General features: G+C 72.7%; 16 protein-coding genes. 12 read left to right on the forward strand and 4 right to left on the reverse strand.

Annotated elements, in window-relative coordinates; translation table 11 throughout:
- The first annotated feature begins 17 nt into the window (after positions 1 to 17).
- The 6 genes from ABEA34_RS13670 to ABEA34_RS13695 all read left to right on the forward strand — a co-directional run bounded on the left by ABEA34_RS13670 (position 18) and on the right by ABEA34_RS13695 (position 8,145).
- The gene (locus ABEA34_RS13670; RefSeq protein ID WP_345521855.1) at positions 18 to 2,945 is read left to right on the forward strand and encodes a helix-turn-helix transcriptional regulator; all 2,928 of its coding nucleotides are present in this window, start codon (positions 18 to 20) and stop codon (positions 2,943 to 2,945) included.
- Between the two features lie 122 nt (positions 2,946 to 3,067).
- The gene (locus tag ABEA34_RS13675) at positions 3,068 to 3,313 is read left to right on the forward strand and encodes a hypothetical protein (protein WP_345521857.1); all 246 of its coding nucleotides are present in this window, start codon (positions 3,068 to 3,070) and stop codon (positions 3,311 to 3,313) included.
- On the forward strand, positions 3,314 to 4,429 hold the full coding sequence (locus ABEA34_RS13680; protein WP_345521859.1) for a cupin domain-containing protein: 1,116 nt from the start codon (positions 3,314 to 3,316) through the stop codon (positions 4,427 to 4,429). It abuts the gene before it with no gap.
- Between the two features lie 49 nt (positions 4,430 to 4,478).
- Positions 4,479 to 5,384: a ferredoxin family protein gene (locus ABEA34_RS13685; RefSeq protein WP_345521861.1), complete on the forward strand. Its 906-nt coding sequence runs from the start codon at positions 4,479 to 4,481 to the stop codon at positions 5,382 to 5,384.
- Between the two features lie 32 nt (positions 5,385 to 5,416).
- Positions 5,417 to 6,805: an FAD-binding oxidoreductase gene (locus ABEA34_RS13690; RefSeq protein ID WP_345521863.1), complete on the forward strand. Its 1,389-nt coding sequence runs from the start codon at positions 5,417 to 5,419 to the stop codon at positions 6,803 to 6,805.
- 35 nt (positions 6,806 to 6,840) lie between these two features.
- Complete coding sequence (locus ABEA34_RS13695) at positions 6,841 to 8,145, forward strand: cation:proton antiporter (protein ID WP_345521865.1); 1,305 nt, start codon at positions 6,841 to 6,843, stop codon at positions 8,143 to 8,145.
- Here the strand turns inward: ABEA34_RS13695 and ABEA34_RS13700 are convergent.
- Positions 8,126 to 8,845, reverse strand: a complete 720-nt coding sequence (locus ABEA34_RS13700) for an SDR family NAD(P)-dependent oxidoreductase (protein WP_345521867.1) — start codon at positions 8,843 to 8,845, stop codon at positions 8,126 to 8,128. The genes ABEA34_RS13695 and ABEA34_RS13700 overlap by 20 nt on opposite strands.
- 64 nt (positions 8,846 to 8,909) lie before the next feature.
- Here ABEA34_RS13700 and ABEA34_RS13705 point away from each other — a divergent pair, with 64 nt between their 5' ends.
- The 3 genes from ABEA34_RS13705 to ABEA34_RS13715 are packed head-to-tail and all read left to right on the forward strand — an operon-like array spanning position 8,910 to position 11,754.
- On the forward strand, positions 8,910 to 10,256 hold the full coding sequence (locus ABEA34_RS13705; RefSeq protein ID WP_345521869.1) for a flavin-containing monooxygenase: 1,347 nt from the start codon (positions 8,910 to 8,912) through the stop codon (positions 10,254 to 10,256).
- Complete coding sequence (locus ABEA34_RS13710; protein ID WP_345521871.1) at positions 10,253 to 10,864, forward strand: TetR/AcrR family transcriptional regulator; 612 nt, start codon at positions 10,253 to 10,255, stop codon at positions 10,862 to 10,864. Before ABEA34_RS13705 ends, ABEA34_RS13710 begins: the two co-directional genes overlap by 4 nt.
- The gene (locus tag ABEA34_RS13715; protein ID WP_345521873.1) at positions 10,861 to 11,754 is read left to right on the forward strand and encodes an alpha/beta hydrolase; all 894 of its coding nucleotides are present in this window, start codon (positions 10,861 to 10,863) and stop codon (positions 11,752 to 11,754) included. The genes ABEA34_RS13710 and ABEA34_RS13715 overlap by 4 nt, the downstream gene beginning before the upstream one ends.
- Before the next feature lie 4 nt (positions 11,755 to 11,758).
- Here the strand turns inward: ABEA34_RS13715 and ABEA34_RS13720 are convergent, their stop codons facing one another.
- Positions 11,759 to 12,241, reverse strand: coding sequence for a hypothetical protein (locus ABEA34_RS13720; RefSeq protein WP_345521874.1), 483 nt, complete (start codon positions 12,239 to 12,241; stop codon positions 11,759 to 11,761).
- Entirely contained in the window at positions 12,238 to 14,514 is a 2,277-nt protein-coding gene (locus ABEA34_RS13725) for an eCIS core domain-containing protein (protein ID WP_345521876.1), read from the reverse strand. Before ABEA34_RS13725 ends, ABEA34_RS13720 begins: the two co-directional genes overlap by 4 nt.
- Positions 14,515 to 14,639: 125 nt before the next feature.
- Here ABEA34_RS13725 and ABEA34_RS13730 point away from each other — a divergent pair, with 125 nt between their 5' ends.
- From ABEA34_RS13730 to ABEA34_RS13740, 3 genes are all read left to right on the forward strand, one after another.
- The gene (locus ABEA34_RS13730; RefSeq protein WP_345521878.1) at positions 14,640 to 16,013 is read left to right on the forward strand and encodes a cytochrome P450; all 1,374 of its coding nucleotides are present in this window, start codon (positions 14,640 to 14,642) and stop codon (positions 16,011 to 16,013) included.
- An 11-nt stretch (positions 16,014 to 16,024) separates the two neighbouring features.
- A complete protein-coding gene (locus ABEA34_RS13735) occupies positions 16,025 to 17,308 on the forward strand; it encodes an MFS transporter (protein WP_345521880.1) in 1,284 nt (427 codons plus the stop codon).
- Positions 17,309 to 17,407: 99 nt separating this feature from the next.
- Positions 17,408 to 19,387, forward strand: a complete 1,980-nt coding sequence (locus tag ABEA34_RS13740; RefSeq protein ID WP_345521881.1) for an ice-binding family protein — start codon at positions 17,408 to 17,410, stop codon at positions 19,385 to 19,387.
- A gap of 41 nt (positions 19,388 to 19,428) precedes the next feature.
- Here the strand turns inward: ABEA34_RS13740 and ABEA34_RS13745 are convergent, their stop codons facing one another.
- Positions 19,429 to 20,154 (reverse strand): SDR family oxidoreductase, encoded by a 726-nt coding sequence (locus tag ABEA34_RS13745; RefSeq protein ID WP_345521882.1) that lies wholly within the window; start codon positions 20,152 to 20,154, stop codon positions 19,429 to 19,431.
- Positions 20,155 to 20,220 lie beyond the last annotated feature (66 nt).

Here is a 20,220-nt window from a genome sequence, read left to right on the forward strand (position 1 = left end):
ACGGGATCATGGGCGACGTGGCACACACCAGTCGCACCCTGGTCGGGCGAGACGCCGAGCTGACGGAAGTGGCATCGTCGCTCGGCGTCTCCGCGTCCGACGACGGTACGACGGGCGTGGTGCTCCTCTCGGGCGACGCCGGCGTCGGCAAGACCCGGCTGCTCGTGGAGCTGCGCGACCTCGCCTTCACCGAGGGCTGGCAGGTCTTCGCGGGCCACTGCCTCGACTTCGGCGACAGCGCGCTGCCGTACCTCCCGTTCTCCGAGGTGCTCGGCCGCCTCGCCGTGGACCTGCCCGAGGTCGTCGAGCGCGTCGCCGGCCAGTACCCCGCCCTCGCCCGCCTCCAGCCCGGCCGTCGGGTCATGGGCGGCGAGGACCGCAACACCGAGCAGGGCTCCGCGCTCGACCGCTCCGACCTCTTCGAGGCGGTGCACGTGCTCCTCGAGACCGCCGCCGAGAAGGCGCCGGTGCTGCTGGTCATCGAGGACACCCACTGGGCGGACCAGTCGACCCGCGACCTCCTCAGCTTCCTCTTCTCCCGCCCCTTCACCGGCCCGGTGGCCGTGGTCGCGTCGTACCGCTCCGACGACCTGCACCGCCGCCACCCGCTCCGCCGTCAGGTAGCCGAGTGGTCGCGGTTCCGCGGCGTCCACCGGGTCGCGCTGTCCCCGTTGCCGGACGACGCCGTCCGTGCGCTGATCGCCGAGCTGGTCCCGGAGGGGCTGGCCGAGAAGGAGCTCGCCGACATCGTCGACCGCGCCGAGGGCAACGCGTTCTTCGTCGAGGAGCTCAGCAGCGCCGCCGCCGGACCCGGCCGCTGGGTGCCGGCCGACCTCGCCGACGTGCTGCTCGTCCGCCTCGACCGCCTCGACGACAACGCCCGCCAGGTGGTCCGGGCGGCCAGCGCGTCCGGCCGCAAGGTCTCGCACGAGATGCTCGCCGCCTCCTCCGGCCTCGGCGACGCGGAGCTCGACGAGGGCCTGCGCAAGGCCGTCGAGATGAACGTCCTGGTCGCCAGCGAGGGCCGCTACAGCTTCCGGCACGCGCTCCTCGGCGAGGCGGTGTACGACGACCTGCTCCCCGGCGAGCGGGTCCGGCTGCACGCGCAGTACGTCGCGGCGCTGCAGTCGGGAGCCGCCCGCGGCACGGCCGCGGAGCTGGCCCGGCACGCCCGCCTCGCCATGGACCTCGACGCGGCGCTCTCGGCCAGCATCCGGGCCGGGCACGAGGCCTGGGACGTCGGCGGGCCCGACGAGGCGGCGTACCACTACCAGCAGGCGCTGGAGCTGCTCGCCGACCCGCGCCGCTGCGAGCGGGCCGACGTCGACATCTCCAAGCTCGTCACGAACGCCGCCGACGCGCTGAGCGAGAGCGGGGACCCGCAGCGGGCCGTGGCACTGATCCAGGAGCAGCTCGACCGCCTGCCCGCCGAGGCGCCGCCCGAGTGGCGCTCGCGGATGCTGACCATGCGCGCCGGGATCATGATCGTCGTCGACACCGACGAGGACCCGGTCGAGATCTCGGCCGAGGCGCTGGCCCTGGCCCCGGAGGGCGAGAACCACTGGCGTGCCCGCGCCCTCACGACCCACGCCCGGGTGCTCGCCGGGATGGGCCGCTACGAGGAGGCGCAGGCCGTGGGCATGGAGGCGCTGGCGCTCAACGAGCGGCTCGACCTCAACCAGCTCGCCTCCGAGGTGATCACCACCCTGAGCGGCCTCAAGAAGACCGGGCCGAAGGAGGGCCTCCGCTCGGCCCTGGTCGAGGCGGTGGCCCGAGCCGAGGAGGCCGACGCCGTCCAGGCGGAGCTGCGCGGCCGGTTCCTGCTCGGTCGGTCGTTCGAGGACTGGGCGGAGTTCGACCAGGCGGAGGCGTGGTTCCGCAGCGGGATCGACCGGGCCGTCGCGGCCGGGGTGCCGTTTGCGCCGTACGCCTTCGAGTGCCGGGTGCAGCTGACCTGGATCCGGATGGTGCGCGGCGGCTGGGACGACGTGCTCGAGCTCACCGACCTGCGCCAGGAGTCGCCGCCCCCGATCCCGCGGGCGATCCTCGACGCGCTGCGGATGACCGTCGAGCAGGGTCGGGGCGCCGACGTCGCGGCCGCTGCCCGCAAGCTGCGCCGCTTCTGGTCGCGCGAGGGTGCGGTGGCCGTCCACTCGGCCGCGCTCGAGATGGTCCAGGCCGGCCGGGCCGGCGACCCCGGCGCCGCGATCCAGGTGTACGACGACGTGGTGGCCGTGCTCGGTCGGATGTGGCACGAGTGGTTCAGCGCCCGGATCCGCTTCGGCGCGATCGCGATCGGGGCGGTCGCCCAGACGATGCCGGCGCTGTCCGGGGCCGAGCGGGCGGCGTACCTCCACCGCGTCGAGCAGATCAGCGACGACGGGCACACCGTCGTGCAGCGCTACTCCGACCCCTCCGGCCACTGGGGCCCGGAGGGTCGGGCCTGGAAGAAGCGGCTCGACGCCGAGACGCTGCGCGTGCGCTGGCTGGCCGGCATCGACGCGCCGCCGCAGGACGTCCTCGTCGAGACCTGGCGGGAGACCGTCATCGCGTTCGAGGACTTCGACAACGTGCACGAGCTGGCCCGGGTCCGCACGATCCTGGCCGGCATCCTCCGTGCGACGGGCGACACCGCCGGTGCCCGCGAGCAGGGCGACCTCGCCCGCGAGGCGGCGCACGCCCTGGGCGCGACGCCGCTGCTCGACGAGCTCCGGGCACTGGGCTCGGCGCCGGTCCGCGCGGAGACGGCGACCGACACGCTCACCCCGCGCGAGACCGAGATCCTGACGCTGGTGGCGGAGGGCCGGTCCAACGGCGAGATCGCCAAGCAGCTCTTCATCAGCGCCAAGACGGTCTCCGTCCACGTCTCCAACGTGCTCGCCAAGCTCGAGGCGTCCGGCCGGACCGAGGCCGCCGCCATCGCGCGTCGTCGCGGGCTGATCTAGCCGCTCCCCGGACGGGCGTGAGCCCCGGACGGGGTGGGTACCGCACGGCTGGTGCCGCCCCGCCTTGTGGCGGAGTCGGCACCGCAGCAGACTGGCGAACACATCGACACCCAGGAGGACGCATGACGAACACTCCCGAAGAGCCGCTCAGCGACGACGACATCACGACCTCGGGCACCGGCACGGGCGCCGTCCCCGGCGGCGACGCCGACGGCACCGACGGTGGCGACAGCGACGGCACGGACGGCGACGCGACCGACACCACGGACGGTGACGGCAGCGACGGCGGCGACAGCGACGGCACCGACGGTGACGGCAGCGACGGTGACGGCACCGACGGTGGCGACAGCGACGGCACCGACTCCTGAGTGACTGCTCTCGACCTGCTCAGCGGTGACGCCCAGACCTTCCTCGCGAAGGTCTGGGCGTCCCGCGTGCACCTGCACCGGACCGACCCGGCCGACCTCGTCGGGCTGCTCTCGCTCGACGACGCCGACCACCTGCTGACCTCGACGGCCATCCGTACGCCGGCCGTCCGGGTCGCCCAGGACGGCTCGGTGCTCCCGGAGTCGTCGTACACCCGCAACGCGACGCTCGCCGGCAAGCCCGTCACGGGCCTGGTCGACGCCCGCAAGGTGCTCGCCCTCTTCGACGGCGGCGCGACGGTCGTCTTCCAGGGGCTGCAGCGCTACTGGCCGCCGCTGACCCGGCTGATCGCCGAGCTCGAGCTCGAGCTCGGCCACCCCTGCCAGGCCAACGCCTACCTGACCCCGCCCGGGTCGCAGGGCTTCGCCGTGCACTCCGACTCGCACGACGTCTTCGTCTTCCAGACCGCCGGCTCCAAGCTGTGGGAGGTCCACGGCCCCGACGGCCCCGACGAGGTGCTGCTGGAGCCGGGCCTCTCGATGTACCTGCCCACCGGCACCCCGCACGCCGCCCGCGCCCAGGACACCGTCTCCCTTCACGTCACCCTCGGCATCAACCAGCTCACCTGGCGCGGCCTGGTCGAGCGGTCGGTCCAGCCGGTGCTCGCGGAGGTCGCCGACGAGCACCTGCCGGCCGGCTACCTCGACGACCCATCGCTGCTCGCCGACGCGCTCGCCGACCGGCTCGAGGAGCTCGCCGACGCCGTACGCCGGGTCGACGCACCTGCCGCCGTCGAGGCCGAGATCCGGCGGTTCCTGACCACCCGGCCGCCGCGGCTGGCCGGCGGGCTGCACGACGTGCTCGGTCGCGAGTCGATCGACGCCACGACCCGGCTGCGCCGCCGGATCGGCCACCCCTGCGTCCTGCTCGACCGCGGCGACCAGGTCGAGGTGCTGCTCGGCGACCGCAGCCTGACCATGCCCGCCCGCGTCCGCCCGGCCGTCGACGAGATCCGGGCGCGCGGCGAGCTCACCCCCGCCGACCTGCCGCTGGACCCGCAGAGCGCGCTGGTCCTCTGCCGCCGTCTCGTCCGCGAGGGTCTCTTGGAGATCGCATGAACACCCCACGAAGCCGCTCGCTTCGCTCGCGGCTCCGCAGGGACCCCGGGTGAGCCAGCCGACAGCTGGGTTCCGATGCGCGGCCGAGAGCCTGCTGCGCGACGAACCCCCCGCCGGCACCGCCACCCACGTCCGCACCTGGCTGCTCCTCGAGCACGTCGGACCGTGGGGTGACAAGGCCCTGCGCGACGCCCGCCTGCCCGACGGGCTGGGCGCGGAGCTCCAGCGACGCGCGGCCGAGCACCGCGCCAAGATCCTGCTGATCCGGCGCTTCAGCTCGACGCCCGACGGCGACGGGCTGCGCGTCTTCGCGGCGTACGCCGACCCGGAGCATCCGCGCCTCGAGGCCGGCCGTCTCGCCGACCCGCGCGAGGTGCTCGACGTCGACCTCGGGTCGCTCCGCCGGGGCGGCACGAGCGGCCTGGCGGCGTACGACGGATCGGTCTTCTGCGTCTGCACCAACGGCCGCCACGACGCCTGCTGCGCCGAGCGCGGCCGGCCGGTCGCCAAGGCGCTCGACGCCGCCCACCCCGAGGAGACCTGGGAGGTCTCCCACATCGGCGGCGACCGGTTCGCGGCCAACATGGTCGTGCTGCCGCACGGCCTCTACTACGGGCGACTCGACCCGGTGTCGGCGATCACCGTCGCCGGCTCCCACCTCGCGGGCGAGCTCGACCTCGACCACCTCCGCGGCCGGTCGTCCTACCCGATGCCCGTCCAGGCGGCCGAGGTCCACCTGCGTCGCGACCTCGGCGTCACGCGCCGCGACGACGTCGTGTTCACCGGTCGGGTGACGGACGGTGACCTCACGACCGCGACGTTCGCGGTCGCGGGCGCGACGTACGACGTGCGGGTCCGCACCGTCCGGGCCACGACGGCGCGGCTGACCTGCAAGGCCGGCCGGGACAACCCGGTGCCGGCCCACGAGCTGGTGTCGCTCAGCCGCCGGTCCTGACCCCGGCCGGGCCCGACGGGCACACTGGGGTGATGGCCGTCACTCCCGACCACGTCGACCTCGCACCGCTCGCCGCCGCGCTGTCCGAGGGCGCGCTCGTCCTCGACGCCGAGCGGATGGACAAGTACCGCCGCGACCGGGCCCTCGACCCGGCCGCGGGTACGCCGCTCGCCGTCGTGCGCGCGACCTGCACCGCCGACGTGCAGGCGGCGGTCCGGTTCGCGGCCGAGCACGGGATCGGGGTCGTCCCGCGCGGTGCCGGCACGGGGCTCTCCGGCGGCGCGACCGCGCAGGACGGCTGCCTGGTCGTCTCGACCGAGCGGATGACCGCGATCGAGATCGACCCGACGACCCGGATCGCGGTCGTCGAGCCGGGTGCCCTCAACGTCGCGGTGAAGCAGGCGGCCGCGCAGCACGAGCTCTGGTACCCGCCCGACCCCTCGTCGTACGAGATCTGCTCCATCGGGGGCAACGTGGCGACCAACGCGGGTGGCCTGTGCTGCGTGAAGTACGGCGTCACGAGCGACTACGTGCTCGGGCTGACCGTGGTGCTCGCCGACGGGACCGCGGTCGACCTCGGCGGGCCGCGGCTCAAGGACGTCGCCGGCCTGTCGCTGACCAAGCTCTTCGTCGGCAGCGAGGGCACGCTCGGGATCGTCACCCGGGTCGTGCTGCGGCTGGTGCCCGCGCTGCAGGCGCCGTCGACGCTGGTGGCGACGTTCGGGTCGCTCGACGCCGCGACCGCAGCGGTGCTCGACCTGACCCGGCGGCTGCGGCCGTCGATGCTCGAGTTCATGGACCGGACCTCGATCAACGCCGTCGAGGACCTCACCCGGATGGGCCTCGACCGCTCGGCCGAGGCGATGCTGGTGATGCAGTCCGACGAGCCCGGCGCGCGGGCCGCCGAGGAGATCGCCGAGATGGCGAAGATCTGCGACGGTCACGGCGCGGCCGAGGTGTTCCACACCGACGACCCCGAGGAGGGCGCGGCCTTCGTCGCCGCCCGGCGGATGGTGATCCCGGCGATGGAGCCGCGCGGGTCGCTGCTGCTCGAGGACGTCGGCGTCCCCCTGCCGCAGCTGGGCGCGCTGGTCCGCGGCATCGAGCGGATCGCGGCCGAGCACGACGTCCTCATCGCCGTCGTGGCGCACGCCGGCGACGGCAACACCCACCCGCTGGTGGTCTTCGACCCCGCCGACGCCGACCAGGCCGCCCGGGCGTCCGCGGCGTACGGCGCCGTGATGGACCTGGGCATCGCGCTCGGCGGCACCATCACCGGCGAGCACGGGGTGGGCCGGCTCAAGCGACCCTGGCTCGGCGACTACCTCGGGCCCGACGTCCTCGCCCTCAACCAGCGGGTCAAGAACGCGCTCGACCCGCAGGGGATCCTCAACCCGGGCGCGGTCTTCGAGCACCACTGACCGTTTCCGTCCGTCGGTGACGGGTACCCAGAGGTGTGACCGCGGACCTCGTCTACCTCGTGGCCGGCGGCAGCCTCCTGCTGGCGATCGTGCTGCCTGCGCTGCTCGACCGGTGGGCGATCTCTGCGCCGATGGTGCTGGTCGCGGTCGGCATCGGCCTGGGGTTCACCTCGCTGCCCGACGGCATGCCCCTGGACCCGCAGGCCAACCGGGCCGCCATCGAGCACGTCACCGAGCTGGCCGTGCTGGTCGCCCTGATGGGGGTCGGGCTGGCGCTCGACCGTCCGCTGTCGTTCCGCGACCGCGGGTCCTGGCGCAAGTGGAGCTCCACCTGGCGGCTCCTCGGCATCACCATGCCGCTGTGCATCGGCGCGATCGCCCTGCTGGCGTGGGGCGCCGGCGTGGCCCCGGCCGCCGCCCTCCTGCTCGGCGCGGTCCTCGCGCCCACCGACCCGGTGCTCGCCTCCGACGTCCAGGTGGCCGGACCGCAGACCGGCGAGGACGAGGAGGTCGACGAGTCCGACGAGCTCCGCTTCGCCCTGACCTCAGAGGCCGGCCTCAACGACGGGCTGGCCTTCCCGTTCGTGTACGCCGCGATCCTGCTCGCGACCGAGGGTGCCGTGCACCACTGGGCGCTGGAGTGGGTGGGCTTCTACCTCGTCGGCAAGATCGTCCTCGGCGTGCTCGCCGGCATCGTCGTCGGTCGCGTGCTCGCGTACGTCGCCTTCCGGTCCGCCAGCCCGTCGCTCCGCGTGGCCGAGCGCGGCGAGTCACTCCTGGCGCTCGCCGCCCTGATCTCGGCGTACGGCGTCGCGGAGGTGATCGGCGGCTACGGCTTCCTCGCGGTCTTCGTCTGCGCGATGACCTTCCGCTCCGCCGAGCGCGCCCACGACTACCACGCGGCGATGCACCAGGTCGCCGAGCGGCTCGAGCGGCTCCTCACGCTCTTCGTGCTGCTCGTGCTCGGCATCGCGCTGTCCCGCGGCCTGCTCGCCAGCCTCGACTGGCGCGGCGTCGCGATCGGGCTCGGGCTGATCCTCGTCGTCCGACCTGTCGCCGGGCTGGTCGCCCTGTCGCCGATGGGTCCCTGGGAGTCGCAGCTGACCGGCCGGCAGCGCTGGGCGGCCGCGTTCTTCGGCGTCCGCGGGGTCGGCTCGATCTACTACCTCGCGTACGCCTCCGGAGAGTCGGCCGAGCTGGGCACCGACTGGCTGTGGTCGACGGTCGCCTTCACGATCGTCGCCTCTGTGCTCGTGCACGGCGCCCTCGCCTCGCCGCTGATGCGGCTCGTCGACCCAGGCCCGGACCCCGACTCGGAGCTCAGCCGAACAGCGCCATGACGTGCTTGTTGAGGTCCGGGTAGCGCAGCAGGTGCGCGCCGCCGTTGATGTCCAGGACCTCGCCGGTGATCCACGCCGCCGTGGCCAGGTAGACGGCGGCGTCGGCGATCTCCTCGGGCGTGCCGGGGCGTCCGAGCGGGGTGTTGGCGACGTAGTCGTCCTCGATCCCCGGGATGTCCATCGCCGGCTGGGTCAGCGGCGTGACGACCAGGCCGGGCGCGATCGCGTTGACCCGGATCCCGCGCGACCCGAGCTCGAGCGCGGTGACCTCGGTCAGCATGGAGAGGCCGGCCTTCGCGGCGCAGTACGGCGCGAGCCCGGCCCCCGGCTGGCGGGCGTTCAGCGAGGAGAGCGAGATGATCGTGCCGCCGGCGCCGAGCCGCTGACCGGCGTGCTTCATCACGATGAAGGCGCCCGTCAGGCAGACGTCCACCACCCGGCGCCACTCGGCGACGTCGAGGTCGGTGACCAGGCCCAGGGTCGAGACCCCCGCGCTGTTCACCACGACGTCGAGTCGGCCGTGCGAGGCGAGCACCCCGTCCAGGAACGCCGCGACCGTGGCCTCGTCGGTCACGTCGACGGCGGGCAGGTCGGCGACCTCGACCCGCCACCCCTCCGCGGCGTACCGGGTGGCGATCGCCGCACCGATCCCCGACGCTCCTCCGAACACCACCGCGATGCGGCTGGACTCCTCGCTCATGTGGACCCTCTCCCAGGTGACGCGTTAGTTGACGCGTGTCAACTTAGGGCCTAGCGTCCCCAGCGTGCTACCCACCACAGCAGTCATCGGAGCGGGCATCAGCGGGCTCACGGCCAGCAAGATGCTCGGGGACTACGGGGTGCCGTACACGACCTTCGAGGCCTCCGACCGGGTCGGCGGCAACTGGGCGTTCGGCAACCCCAACGGGCACAGCAGCGCCTACCGCTCTCTGCACATCGACACGTCGAAGCACCAGCTGTCCTTCCGGGACTTCCCGATGCCGGACGACTACCCCGACTTCCCGCACCACACCCTGATCAAGGAGTACCTCGACTCGTACGCCGACGCGTTCGGCCTGCGCGAGCGCATCGAGTTCCAGAACGGCGTGGTGCACGCCGAGCGCCTCCCCGGCGGTGGCTGGGAGATCCTCGACCAGGCGGGGCAGACCCGGCGCTTCGACCTGCTCGTCGTCGGCAACGGCCACCACTGGGACCCGCGGATGGCCGACTTCCCCGGCGAGTTCACCGGCCAGTCGATCCACTCCCACCACTACATCGACCCGTGGACGCCGCTCGACCTGATGGACAAGCGGATCCTGGTCGTCGGCCTGGGCAACAGCGCCGCCGACGTCACCGTCGAGCTGTCCCAGCGGTCGCTGCGCAACGAGGTCACGCTGTCGACCCGCAGCAGCGCCTGGATCGTGCCCAAGCTGGTCGGCGGCAAGGCCGCCGACATGAACTACCGGACCATCCCGCAGATCCCGCTGTCCTGGCAGCGGAAGGCGGCCCAGTGGGGCCAGCGCTTCACCTACTCCGACCCGACGCTCTACGGCCTGCCGGCGCCCAACCACAAGTTCTTCGAGGCGCACCCGACCCAGTCGGGCGAGCTGCCGCTGCGGCTGAAGTCGGGTGACGTCACCCCGAAGGGCAACGTGGCCCGCCTCGACGGCGAGACCGTGCACTTCGAGGACGGCACGTCGGCGGACTTCGACGTGATCATCTACGCCACCGGCTACAACCTGACCTTCCCCTTCTTCGACCCCGCGTTCCTGCACGCGCCCGACAACCGGATCGACCTCTACAAGCGGATCATCAAGCCGGGCGTCGACGACCTGCTCTTCGCCGGGTTCGCCCAGTCGACGCCGACGCTCTTCCCGTTCGTCGAGAGCCAGGCTCGGCTGATCGCGGCGTACGCCGTGGGGGAGTACGTGCCCCCGTCGGTCGAGGAGATGCAGGCGGTGATCAAGGCCGACGACGAGCTCTACATGGGCCACATGCTCGACCGACCGCGGCACACCCACCAGCTCGACTACTTCGTCTACGAGCACCAGATGCGCACCAAGGAGCTCCCGAGCGGCCGCGCCCGCGCGCAGGCACAGGGCGCGCCGGTGCTGGCGGGTCGGGCCTCGTGAACCGGGCCGCGACCAAGGGCGACGGCCGCCGCGCCGCGCTCCTCGAGGCGCTCGACCACCACCTCCGCGACGCCGGGCCGGGCGCGAGCCTCGACGCCATCAACGTCGCCGACCTCTCGCGCCGCGCGGGCGTCACGCGCTCGGCCTTCTACTTCTACTTCGACAACAAGGCGGCGGCCGTCGCCGCCCTGATGGAGGAGATGTACGACGACGCCTGGGACGCCGCCGAGCTGGACGGCGACGACGACGAGGGCATGCAGCTCCGGGTGACGAGCGCGATCCGCGCGATCTTCCGGGGCTGGTCGCACCGCACCCACATCTACCGCGCGATGCTCGAGGCCCGCGCCGGCAACCCCGCCGTACGCGAGCAGTGGGACTCCTTCCAGGAGTCCTTCGTCGTCGTGCTCGCGGCCGTGATCGAGGGCGAGCGGACCGCCGGCGTCGCGCCCGCGGGTGCCGACCCGACCGCGATCGCCACCGCGCTGCTCGACCTCAACGACCGGACCCTCGAGCGGCTGGTCCATGCGCCGGCCGACTTCGACTGGGACCGGCACGTCGAGGCGGTCGTCCACATCTGGCTGTCCAGCATCTACGGGAGGACCGCGTGAAGCACGCTGAGCTGACGTTCGTCTCCGGCGGCGTGGACTGCGCCGCCTGGCACTTCACCGGTGAGGGCGACGCGCTCGCCACCGACGCCGGCCGGCCCGTCGTCGTGATGGCGCACGGGCTCGCGGGCACCATGGACTCCGGCCTGCAGCCCTTCGCGGAGGCGCTGGCCGGCGCCGGCCTCGACGTCCTCGCCTTCGACTACCGCGGCTTCGGCGCGAGCGACGGCACTCCGCGCCAGACCGTCTCGATGGCCGGCCAGCTCGAGGACTACCGCGCCGCGATGTCGGCGGCCGCCCGGCTCCCGGGGGTCGACCCGCAGCGCCTGGTGGTCTGGGGCGTCTCGCTCGCCGGCGGCCACGCCATCTCGGCCGCAGCCGGCCGGGACGACGTCGCCGCCGTGGTGGCGCTGACCCCGCTCGTCGACGGCCTCGCCGCCGGTCGGCACGCGCTGGCGACCCACACCAAGGCCGAGATGCTCCGCTCGACGGTCGCCGGCTTCCGCAGCAAGCTCGGCAAGCCGGTGATGATGCCGGTCGTCGCCCGTCCGGGGCAGCTCGGCGCGATGACCATCGAGGGCTCCATGGACGACTACCTCGCGATCGCGGGGCCGACCTGGCGCAACGAGCTCGACGCGACCGTCGGCATGGAGCTCGGCGGCCACCGGCCGATCAAGCAGGCCGGCGACGTGACCTGCCCGGCGCTCTTCCAGGTCGCCGACTTCGACCGCAGCGCCCCGCCGCACTCCTCCATGAAGGCTGCCTTCAAGGCCCGCGCCGAGGTCCGCCACTACCCGTGCGACCACTTCGACGTGTACGCCGGCAAGCGGTGGCACGACGCCGTCGTCGCCCACCAGGTGGCGTTCCTGACCCGGGTGCTGGGTCAGGCCTGAGGGGTCAGTCCCACTCGCGGTACTCCTCGTGCGCGGCGAGGTCGCGTCCGTACTCGTCCGGAGTGGTCGGCGCGAAGACCGACAGCGCGGTGAAGCGGCCGCCAGGCTCCTGGCGGGTGAGGGCGACGCCGACGCTCGCCCAGACGTCCTCGTGCCGGTCCTCGAACCGGCGCTCCGGTGGACCGAGCACGCTGTCGGCAGCCGGGTCGAGCTCCGGCCACTCGCCCTCCAGCTTGACCACCGCGTCGTCGCGGAACCACACCTTCAGGCGGTCGAAGCCCGCCGGGGAGGTCGGCGACCAGAACGCCTCCTGGACGGGGTCGCCCAGGAAGAAGCGGACGTAGGCCTCCGGGTCGCCCCCGAGCCTGGTGACGACCCACTCTGCCGGGAGGGCCGGTGGGAGTCCGCCGAGCCTGGCCACGGTCGCGAGGTCGCGGGCCACGACGGCGTCCAGCAGCTCGGTCGCCCGGTCGTCGTCCGTCGTCATGGTGCCTTTCCGATCTTCGCCACGTCGCCCAGGAAGAAGGCTGCCATCACGTTACGGGCACCGACGATGCCGGCGAGCTTCTCGGCCTGGGCCCGCTCGCCGTACCCCCGGTACTTCGGGATGGGGTGCTCGACCCCCTCCTCGTGGAACTCGCCCTCGACCTCGCGACGCAGCGCCTCGTCGTACTTCACCGTCTCCAGGACGGTGAAGGTGAAGTACTCGACCACGCCCTCGCGCAGCGTCATCGACCCCTCCTGCTGCCCCAGGCCACCCTGGTAGGCCTTGTGCGCGGAGTGCTCGAGCGTGTGGAGGTACTCGTGGATGACGGTCTGGAAGAGGTCCCACATCTCGGTCCGGTTGGTCGCGTCGTCGTCGGCCTTGAAGCGCTGGATGTTGATCTGCCCACCGCTCGCGAACCCGGGCCAGCCCTTGTGGGTCTCGATCAGCTCGGCGTAGTGGTCCTTGACGACCTTGGCCCGGACCCGGTCGACGATCGCCTTCTCCGGGCCGCGGCTCTGGATGGCCCCGTGCTCCTTGTCGAGCTTCATCACGTCCGGGCTTCCGGTCAGGAGCTTGTCCACCCGCCACGTCGCCGACTCGTCCTGGGCGGGTTTGCCCCCTTTGGACAGCATGCTCACCTTCGTGTCCCAGCCGTCGTGGATGCCGGCCCCCTTCTTGAGCGGCGGGCCGATCGTGAACTTGCCGAAGACGGCATCCACCGCGGCCTTGGACCGGGCCGCGACCTTCTCGATGTGCGGCCACCCGACGAGGTCCTTCTCCTTGCGCTTGGCCGCCTTGCCCTTCCCGAGGGCTTCGAACTGCCAGGCCACCTCGTCCTCGATGATCTTGAGGAGGCGCGCCTCGTAGGTGCCCTTCGAGGGCAGGTCCTCGACGAAGGTCGGCAGCACGCCGCCCGGGCCGGCCTGCTGGGTGGTCTTCACCGCATTCCTCGCCGCCGCAGCGTCCTCGTCGCTCAGTGTCCGGGTCCCCTCGAGCAGGGCCGCGGGGGCCGTGCCCAGGGCGTACTCACCCGTCTTCGTCCGAACTGGTGCCTTCGATCCCTTCGCGTGACGTGCCTCGACATCGTGGGTGGTGAAGGCGGTGTCGAGCGTCGCGAAGGTCGCCGCGTCGAGCTCTCCGGTCTTCGGCAGCCTCTTCCCGTTCTGGTAGGCCTTCAGCCCGGCGGTCGTCTCCGGACCGAACGTGCCGGTGACCTCGGTCCCGATCAGGAAGTTCAGGTCCTCCAGCGCCTGCTGGATCTTCGTGACGTAGAGCCCGGTGTCTCCGGCCTTGAGGACCGCGGTCCCCGCCATCACCTGCTCGAGCAGGTAGTCGCCCTTGAACCGTGGAGCCTGGACCTTCTGGGTCTTCTCGTTGGGCTTGACCCCGGCGGCCGCCAGCTCGCGGTGCTCGATCGCGACCAGGGACCTCAGGCTGCTGAGCGCGCTGGCGCGGGCGGCCCGCCGTTGCAGCACCACCTCGTCCTCGGTGGGAGCGAGGACGAGCTTCTCCCAGTCCGCGGCGAGCTTCTCGATCTCGACGATCTTGGCGGCTCGGAGGTCGTACTGGTCCTCCGCGAGGGCGGCGTAGACCAGGGTCGCGTCGCGAAGCGCCTTCCACGCCAGGTCGTCGGTGACGAGGTCGGCGTTGGTCGCGGTGGGGTCCGCGGCCAGGGCGGTGGGCTTGCGGCGGACCGCTGCCGCCGGCTGCAAGGTGTGGGCCAGCTCGTGCGCGAGCACCCGCTCGGCGCCCGGCGAGCCGGGGTCGACGCCGGCGCCGAGGAAGACGTCGCGGCCGACGGTGAACGCCTCCGCGGAGACCAGGCGGTTGAGCCGGGCCGGCTCGTCCCCGACGTGCACCCGCACGCCGGCGAACGAGGCCCCGAACCCCTCCTCCATCCGCGCCCGGGTCGCGGCCGGCAGCGACCCGCCGGACCCGCGGAGCCGCTCGATCCGGCCGGCCACCTCCTCGGGCACCGCGCCGCCGTCGTACCCGACGGCGGGTGCGTCGCCCGGCGCCGGCGAGCGACGCAGGTGCTCGCAGCCGGGTCCGTGGACATGGCGGTCGAGCGGCGCCAGCCGGGCCAGCGCCGCGTCGGCCCTGCGGTCCGCGTCGGCCTCGGCCGGGTCCTCGGCGTGACCCACCACGAGGTCGCTCGGCCGGGCGGGGAGGGGGACCGGCGAGCGGGGGCCGTCCGGCACGGCCGAGGGCGCCGCGGTGTCCGCGCCGGCATCCGTCGGTGCGGTGACGAGCTGGAGATCCGAGTCCTCCACGACCACCCTCCCAAGCGGGTGTCACAAGGCCGTCTCCACGCTAGGACGCTCAGGCGTCGCGCGGGGGCAGAATGGCGAAACTCGTCTATTGACGAGTGTTCAATAGCGGGCGTACGGTCGGCAGCGTGACGACCCTGGACGATGTCGACCAGCTGACCACCCAGCGGTTCCGGAGGATGAGCCCCGGCAACCAGTCGAAGCTGCCGCCGGTCGACGCCAGCGGGCTGCCGGCGGGTCCGCGCTGGCCGGTGCTGATCCAGACGGCCGGGCTGCTGCGGTTCCGGCACCGGTTCCACCCCTACATGCGCCGGAAGTACGGCGACGTCTTCACCGTGCGGCTCGCCCCGGGTGGCCGGCCGCTGGTGTTCTTCACCCGGCCCGAGCACGCGAAGGAGATCTTCGCGGGCGACCCCGAGGTCTTCCACGCGGGCAAGGCCAACGGCATCCTCGGCCCGATCATGGGCGAGCACTCGCTGCTCCTCCAGGACAGCTCGCAGCACAAGCGCGCCCGCAAGCTCCTGATGCCGGCGTTCAACGGCCACGCGCTGCGCGAGTACCAGGCGCTGGTCACCGAGGTGGCCCGGGCCGAGGTCGGCCGCTGGCACGACGGCGAGGAGTTCCGCTCGCTGGACCGGATGAACGCCCTCACCCTCGAGGTGATCCTGCGCGTCGTCTTCGGCGTCACCGACGAGACCCGGCTCGCCCAGCTGCGCCCGTGCGTCAACGCCACCGTCAACATCAGCCCGGCGATCCTGCTGGGCTGGGGCTACCCCAGGCTGCAGAAGTTCGGGCCCTGGAAGCGCACCGTCGACAACCAGCGCGAGCTCGACCGGCTGATGTACGCCGAGATCCGCGAGCGGCGTACCGCTCCCGACCTGGCCGACCGCACCGACGTGCTCTCCCGCCTGATCGTCCAGGGCGAGGACGGGGACGCCCTCTCCGACACCGAGCTGCGCGACCAGCTGGTCACCCTGCTGCTCGCCGGCCACGAGACCACGGCGACCGCGCTCGCCTGGTCGCTCTATGAGGTGGGCCGCGACCCCGAGCTGCTCGCACGCTGCCGCCGCGCGGCGGCGGACGGCGACGACGACCTGCTCGACGCCGTGATGAAGGAGTCCATGCGGCTGCACCCGGTGATCCCGATGGTGGTCCGCACGTTGATGCAGCCGGCCACGATCGGCGGCTGGGACCTGCCGAAGGGCACCACCGTCGGGCCGTCGATCATCATCGCCCACCAGCGCGAGGACAACCACGAGGACCCGGAGGTCTTCCGACCCGAGCGCTTCCTCGGCCACAACCCGCCCACCAACACCTGGATCCCGTTCGGGGGCGGGGTGCGCCGCTGCATCGGCGCGGGCTTCGCGCTGATGGAGGGCGTCGCCGTGCTGCGCGAGGTGTTCGCGGCGTACGACGTCACCGCCGTCGGCGACGACGAGCCCCAGGTCCGCAACATCACCAGCGTCCCGCGGCGCGGAGCTCGGATCCGGGTCACGCGATAGGTTCGCACCTTGTGATCGACCGGCTGCGCGCGCTGCGCATGGACACCACGCCGCTGCGCGCGTCCCGCGACTTCCGCCTGCTCTTCCTGGCGGGCACGGTCTTCTACTTCGGCGCGATGGTCAGCTACGTCGCGATCCCGTTCCAGGTCTACAAGCTCACCGGCTCGAACTTCGCCGTCGGCGCGATCGGCCTGGTCGAGCTCGCGCCGATCGTCGTCTTCGGGCTGTACGGCGGTGCGCTGGCCGACCACGTCGACCGCCGCAAGCTGCTCATCTCCACCGGCGTCGGGCAGGCCGTCTTCACCGCGGTCCTCGCCTACAACGCGTTCCGGGCCGACCCGGACGTCTGGGTGATCTTCACGGTCGCGGTCGCGCTGGCCTCCTGCTCGGCGCTGCAGCGCCCGTCCCGCGAGGCGCTGTTGCCGCGCACGGTCGCCCACGACCAGCTGCCCGCCGCCAACGCGCTGTCGAGCTTCGGCATCCAGCTCGGGCTCTTGGTCGGACCGGCGGTCGGCGGCCTGCTCGCGGCGTACGTCGGGATCGGCTGGTGCTTCGTGATCGACGTGGGCGCGCTGCTGGTCGCGTCGTACCTCTACCTGCTGATGGGCTCCTACCCGCACCGCGAGAAGACGACCCCGCCGAGCCTGGCCGGCATCAAGGAGGGCATGGTCTACGCCTTCGGGCGCCGCGACCTGCTGGGGACCTACTTCGTGGACATCGTCGCGATGATGTTCGCGGCACCCGTGGTGCTCTTCCCGGCGCTCGCCGAGCAGGTCTTCGGCCAGCCGCAGCTGCTCGGCATGCTCTACACCGCCGAGGTCGTCGGCGCGATGGCCGCGACCGCGCTGAGCGGCTGGACCGCGCGGGTCCACCACCACGGGCGGGCGATCGTGCTGGCGGCGGCGACCTTCGGGGCGATGGTCGCCCTGGCGGGACTGATGCCGAACATCTGGCTGGTCGCGCTCTTCCTCGCCCTGGCCTGCGCGGCCGACATGATCTCCGGCATCTTCCGGGCGACGGTCTGGAGCCAGACCATCCCCGAGTCGATGCGCGGGCGCCTGGCCGGCATCGAGATGCTGTCCTACTCGATCGGCCCGCTCGCGGGACAGGTGCGCGGCGGCGTCACCGCCGACCTCTGGTCGGTCCGCGGCGCGGTGACCAGCGGTGGCCTCGCCTGCGTCGCCGGCGTGGGCATCACGGCCGCCTGGCTGCGCGACTTCTGGACCTACGACAGCCGCGTCGACGAGCACGCCGTCGCCGAGCGCGCGACCCGAGCGGCGGCCGGCGAGGAGTAGTTCTCCTCGCCTCGGGGAACCCTCCTCGAGAAGGCAACCGTCGAGACGTCCTCGACCGGTGACCAGCAACCATCAGGTGCCTCGAACCGAAGGCACCGCATGCTGCGTCGACGTCCGATCATCACTCCCTCCAGGATCGCGCGGGCGGCTGTCGGGGCCTGCGCGCTCCTCGTGGTCGGGCCGTTCGCGCCGACGCCGTACGCCGCTGCGGCAGCACCGGCCACGTTCGTCGACCTCGGCAGCGCCGCGTCGTACTCGGTGCTCGCCGGTGCCGGCGTGACCAACACCGGCACCGCGACGGTGCTCGCCGGCGACCTCGGGCTCAGTCCCGCGGGCGCGATCGCCGGGTTCCCACCTGGCACCACCCAGGGCGTGATCCACGACAAGGACGCTGCCGCAGCCACCGCGCAGGAGGACCGGCAGGCGGCGTACGACGCCGCGGCCAGGCAGACCGGCGGCACCCCGTTCGCGGGCGACCAGGCCGGGGCGGTCTTCAAGCCCGGTGTCCACACGAGCACCGCGGCCGTCACGAACACCGGCACGATGACGCTCGACGCCGACGGCGACTCCAGTGCCGTCTTCGTCTTCCAGGTCGGCGCGGCCTTCAGCTCGGCTGCCGCGAGCAAGATCGTCGTCACCGACGGCGCGCTCGCCAACAACGTCTACTGGCAGGTGGTCGGGGCGGTGTCCTTCGGCGCCGGGGCCAAGGTCGTCGGGACCTTCCTCGGTGCGGGCGCGATCTCGTTCGGCGAGGGCGCCTCGATCAAGGGCCGGGCGCTGACGCCCTCCACCGTGGGGCTGGCCAACAGCCCGTTCGCCAGAGCCAAGGACGATCTCACCGCTCCGGTGGTCACCATCGACGGCGGAGCGGCCCGCTCCACCAACGACCCGACGCCGGCGATCGCGGGCACGACCGACGAGCCGGCGGTCACGGCGGTGTCGGTCACGGTGGCGGGCCAGTCGCTGACCACCACGGTCGGGGCCGGGGGAGCCTGGAGCGTCAGCACATCTGCTCTCCCCGCCGGCGCCCACATCCTGACCGCGTCGGTCACGGACGGCTCCCGCAACACGGGCACCGCCCAGCAGGTCCTGACGATCGACGTGACGGCGCCGCAGGTGATCATCAGCGGGGGCGCCCACCGGTCCACCAACGACCGGACCCCCGCCGTCGCCGGCACGAGCGACGCGCCGACCGGCACCACGGTGAGCGTGGACGTGGGCGACCAGACCCGGACCGCCACGGTGGCGGCGGGCGGAGCCTGGAGCGTCCAGGCCACAGCCCTCACCGAGAACTCGCACCAGGTCGTCGCCTCCATCGATGACGTCGCCGGCAACACCGGCACGGCGACCCAGGTCCTCACCGTGGACGTCACGGTGCCGGTCGTGGCCATCGACGGCGGGGCGAGCAGGTCGACGTCGGACACGTCCCCGTGGACCTACGGCACGACCGCCGAGAAGGCAGGCACGATCGTGAACGTCAGCGTGGGCAGCCAGGACCTCACCGCCACGGTGCACGCCGGCGGCACCTGGGGCGTCAGCGCGGCCTCCCTGCGCGACGGCCGCTACCGGGTCGTGGCCTCGGTGACGGACGCCGCGCAGAACACCGGCACCGCGACCCAGGTGCTCACCATCGGCAACCCGGGGCCGAGCGACCCCGGCTACCGCTACCAGCCCGACGCAGCCATCCGCGTGACCAACGGCTCCTTCGTCGGTGTCGGCAGCTACGCCGCCGGCCAGCGGGTGGTCGACCAGCTCGCGAAGCACGCTCGTCGAGCCACCTTCCAGGTGCGGCTGACCAACCGGGGTGACGCGCCCGACGCGATGGCGCTGCTCGGGACACCACGGAGCAAGAAGTTCACGGTCGCCTACCTCGTCGGCACCCACGACGTGACGCGCGCGGTCACCGCGGGCACCTACCGGACCAGGAGCCTCGCGCCGGGCACGTCGATGCTGGTGACCGTCAAGGTCTCGAGGACCAAGGCCGCCCGGGTCGGTGACAGCCGGTCGTTCCGGGTCCGGGCGACGTCCTCGCACGCATCGGCACGCCGTGACACCGTGGTCGCCGTCGTACGGCGCTGAGAGGGAACCCGATCGCGCCACCGTGAAGGGCGACCGCTGACTCAGGCCTGCTCGGCGAGCCAGGTCTCGAAGCTCGGGCCGCGCAGCAGGGCGTCCGGTCCGGGCAGCATCGCGCCCTTGGCCAGGCTCTCGGGTGCCGGGACGGCCTCGACCCGCACGTCCTCGCCGGACCTCTCGACGAGACGGCGCACCTGGTCGACCAGGTTCTCCTGGTGCGGCCCGGCGAGCTCGACATCGCCCTCGATCACGCCGGTGGCGACGTCGAGGAGCATCTGGACGATCTCACCGGTCGCGACCGGCTGGGTGGGGACGTCGATGATCGAGGCGACGCCGTCCTGGGTGTTCCACTGCAGCATCTGGGAGGCGAAGTCGAGGAACTGGGTCGCCCGGAGTACCACCACGCCCGGAGCCGTCGCCCGGTAGGTCTGCTCCTGGTCGAGCTTGGCGACGTAGTAGTCGTAGTCGGGGCTGCGGTCGACGCCGACGATCGAGAGCACGACGGTGCGGCGTACGCCGGCCGCCGTCGCGGCGGTGCCGATGGTGCGCGCGACGGTCGGGAAGAAGGTGGCCGCCTGGTCGAGCGGACAGGCCGTCACGTCGACGACGGTGTCGACGCCGGCGAGCGCGGCCTCGAGCTCGGGGCCCGGCGCGAGCAGGTCGAAGCCGGTCTCGCGGGCGATCTCCACGACCTCGTGACCTTCCTTGCGGGCGAGGGCGGTGAGCTGGGAGCCGATGCGGCCGGTGGCGCCGGCGATGGCGATCTTCATGGTGGTCTCCTCTGCGAATTTAACGCGGATAGTAGATATCCGTGATTAGAGCACAGAACGCGGACA

The organism is Nocardioides conyzicola, assembly GCF_039543825.1.
Classification (GTDB): Bacteria; Actinomycetota; Actinomycetes; order Propionibacteriales; family Nocardioidaceae; genus Nocardioides; species Nocardioides conyzicola.

Excerpts from the sequence above, each read along its gene's own strand:
- ABEA34_RS13675 (WP_345521857.1), top strand. The coding sequence starts at position 3,068 with ATGACGAACACTCCCGAAGAGCCGCTCAGCGACGACGACATCACGACC.
- ABEA34_RS13690 (WP_345521863.1), top strand. The coding sequence starts at position 5,417 with ATGGCCGTCACTCCCGACCACGTCGACCTCGCACCGCTCGCCGCCGCG.
- ABEA34_RS13700 (WP_345521867.1), bottom strand. The coding sequence starts at position 8,845 with ATGAGCGAGGAGTCCAGCCGCATCGCGGTGGTGTTCGGAGGAGCGTCG.
- ABEA34_RS13720 (WP_345521874.1), bottom strand. The coding sequence starts at position 12,241 with ATGACGACGGACGACGACCGGGCGACCGAGCTGCTGGACGCCGTCGTG.
- ABEA34_RS13740 (WP_345521881.1), top strand. The coding sequence starts at position 17,408 with ATGCTGCGTCGACGTCCGATCATCACTCCCTCCAGGATCGCGCGGGCG.
- ABEA34_RS13745 (WP_345521882.1), bottom strand. The coding sequence starts at position 20,154 with ATGAAGATCGCCATCGCCGGCGCCACCGGCCGCATCGGCTCCCAGCTC.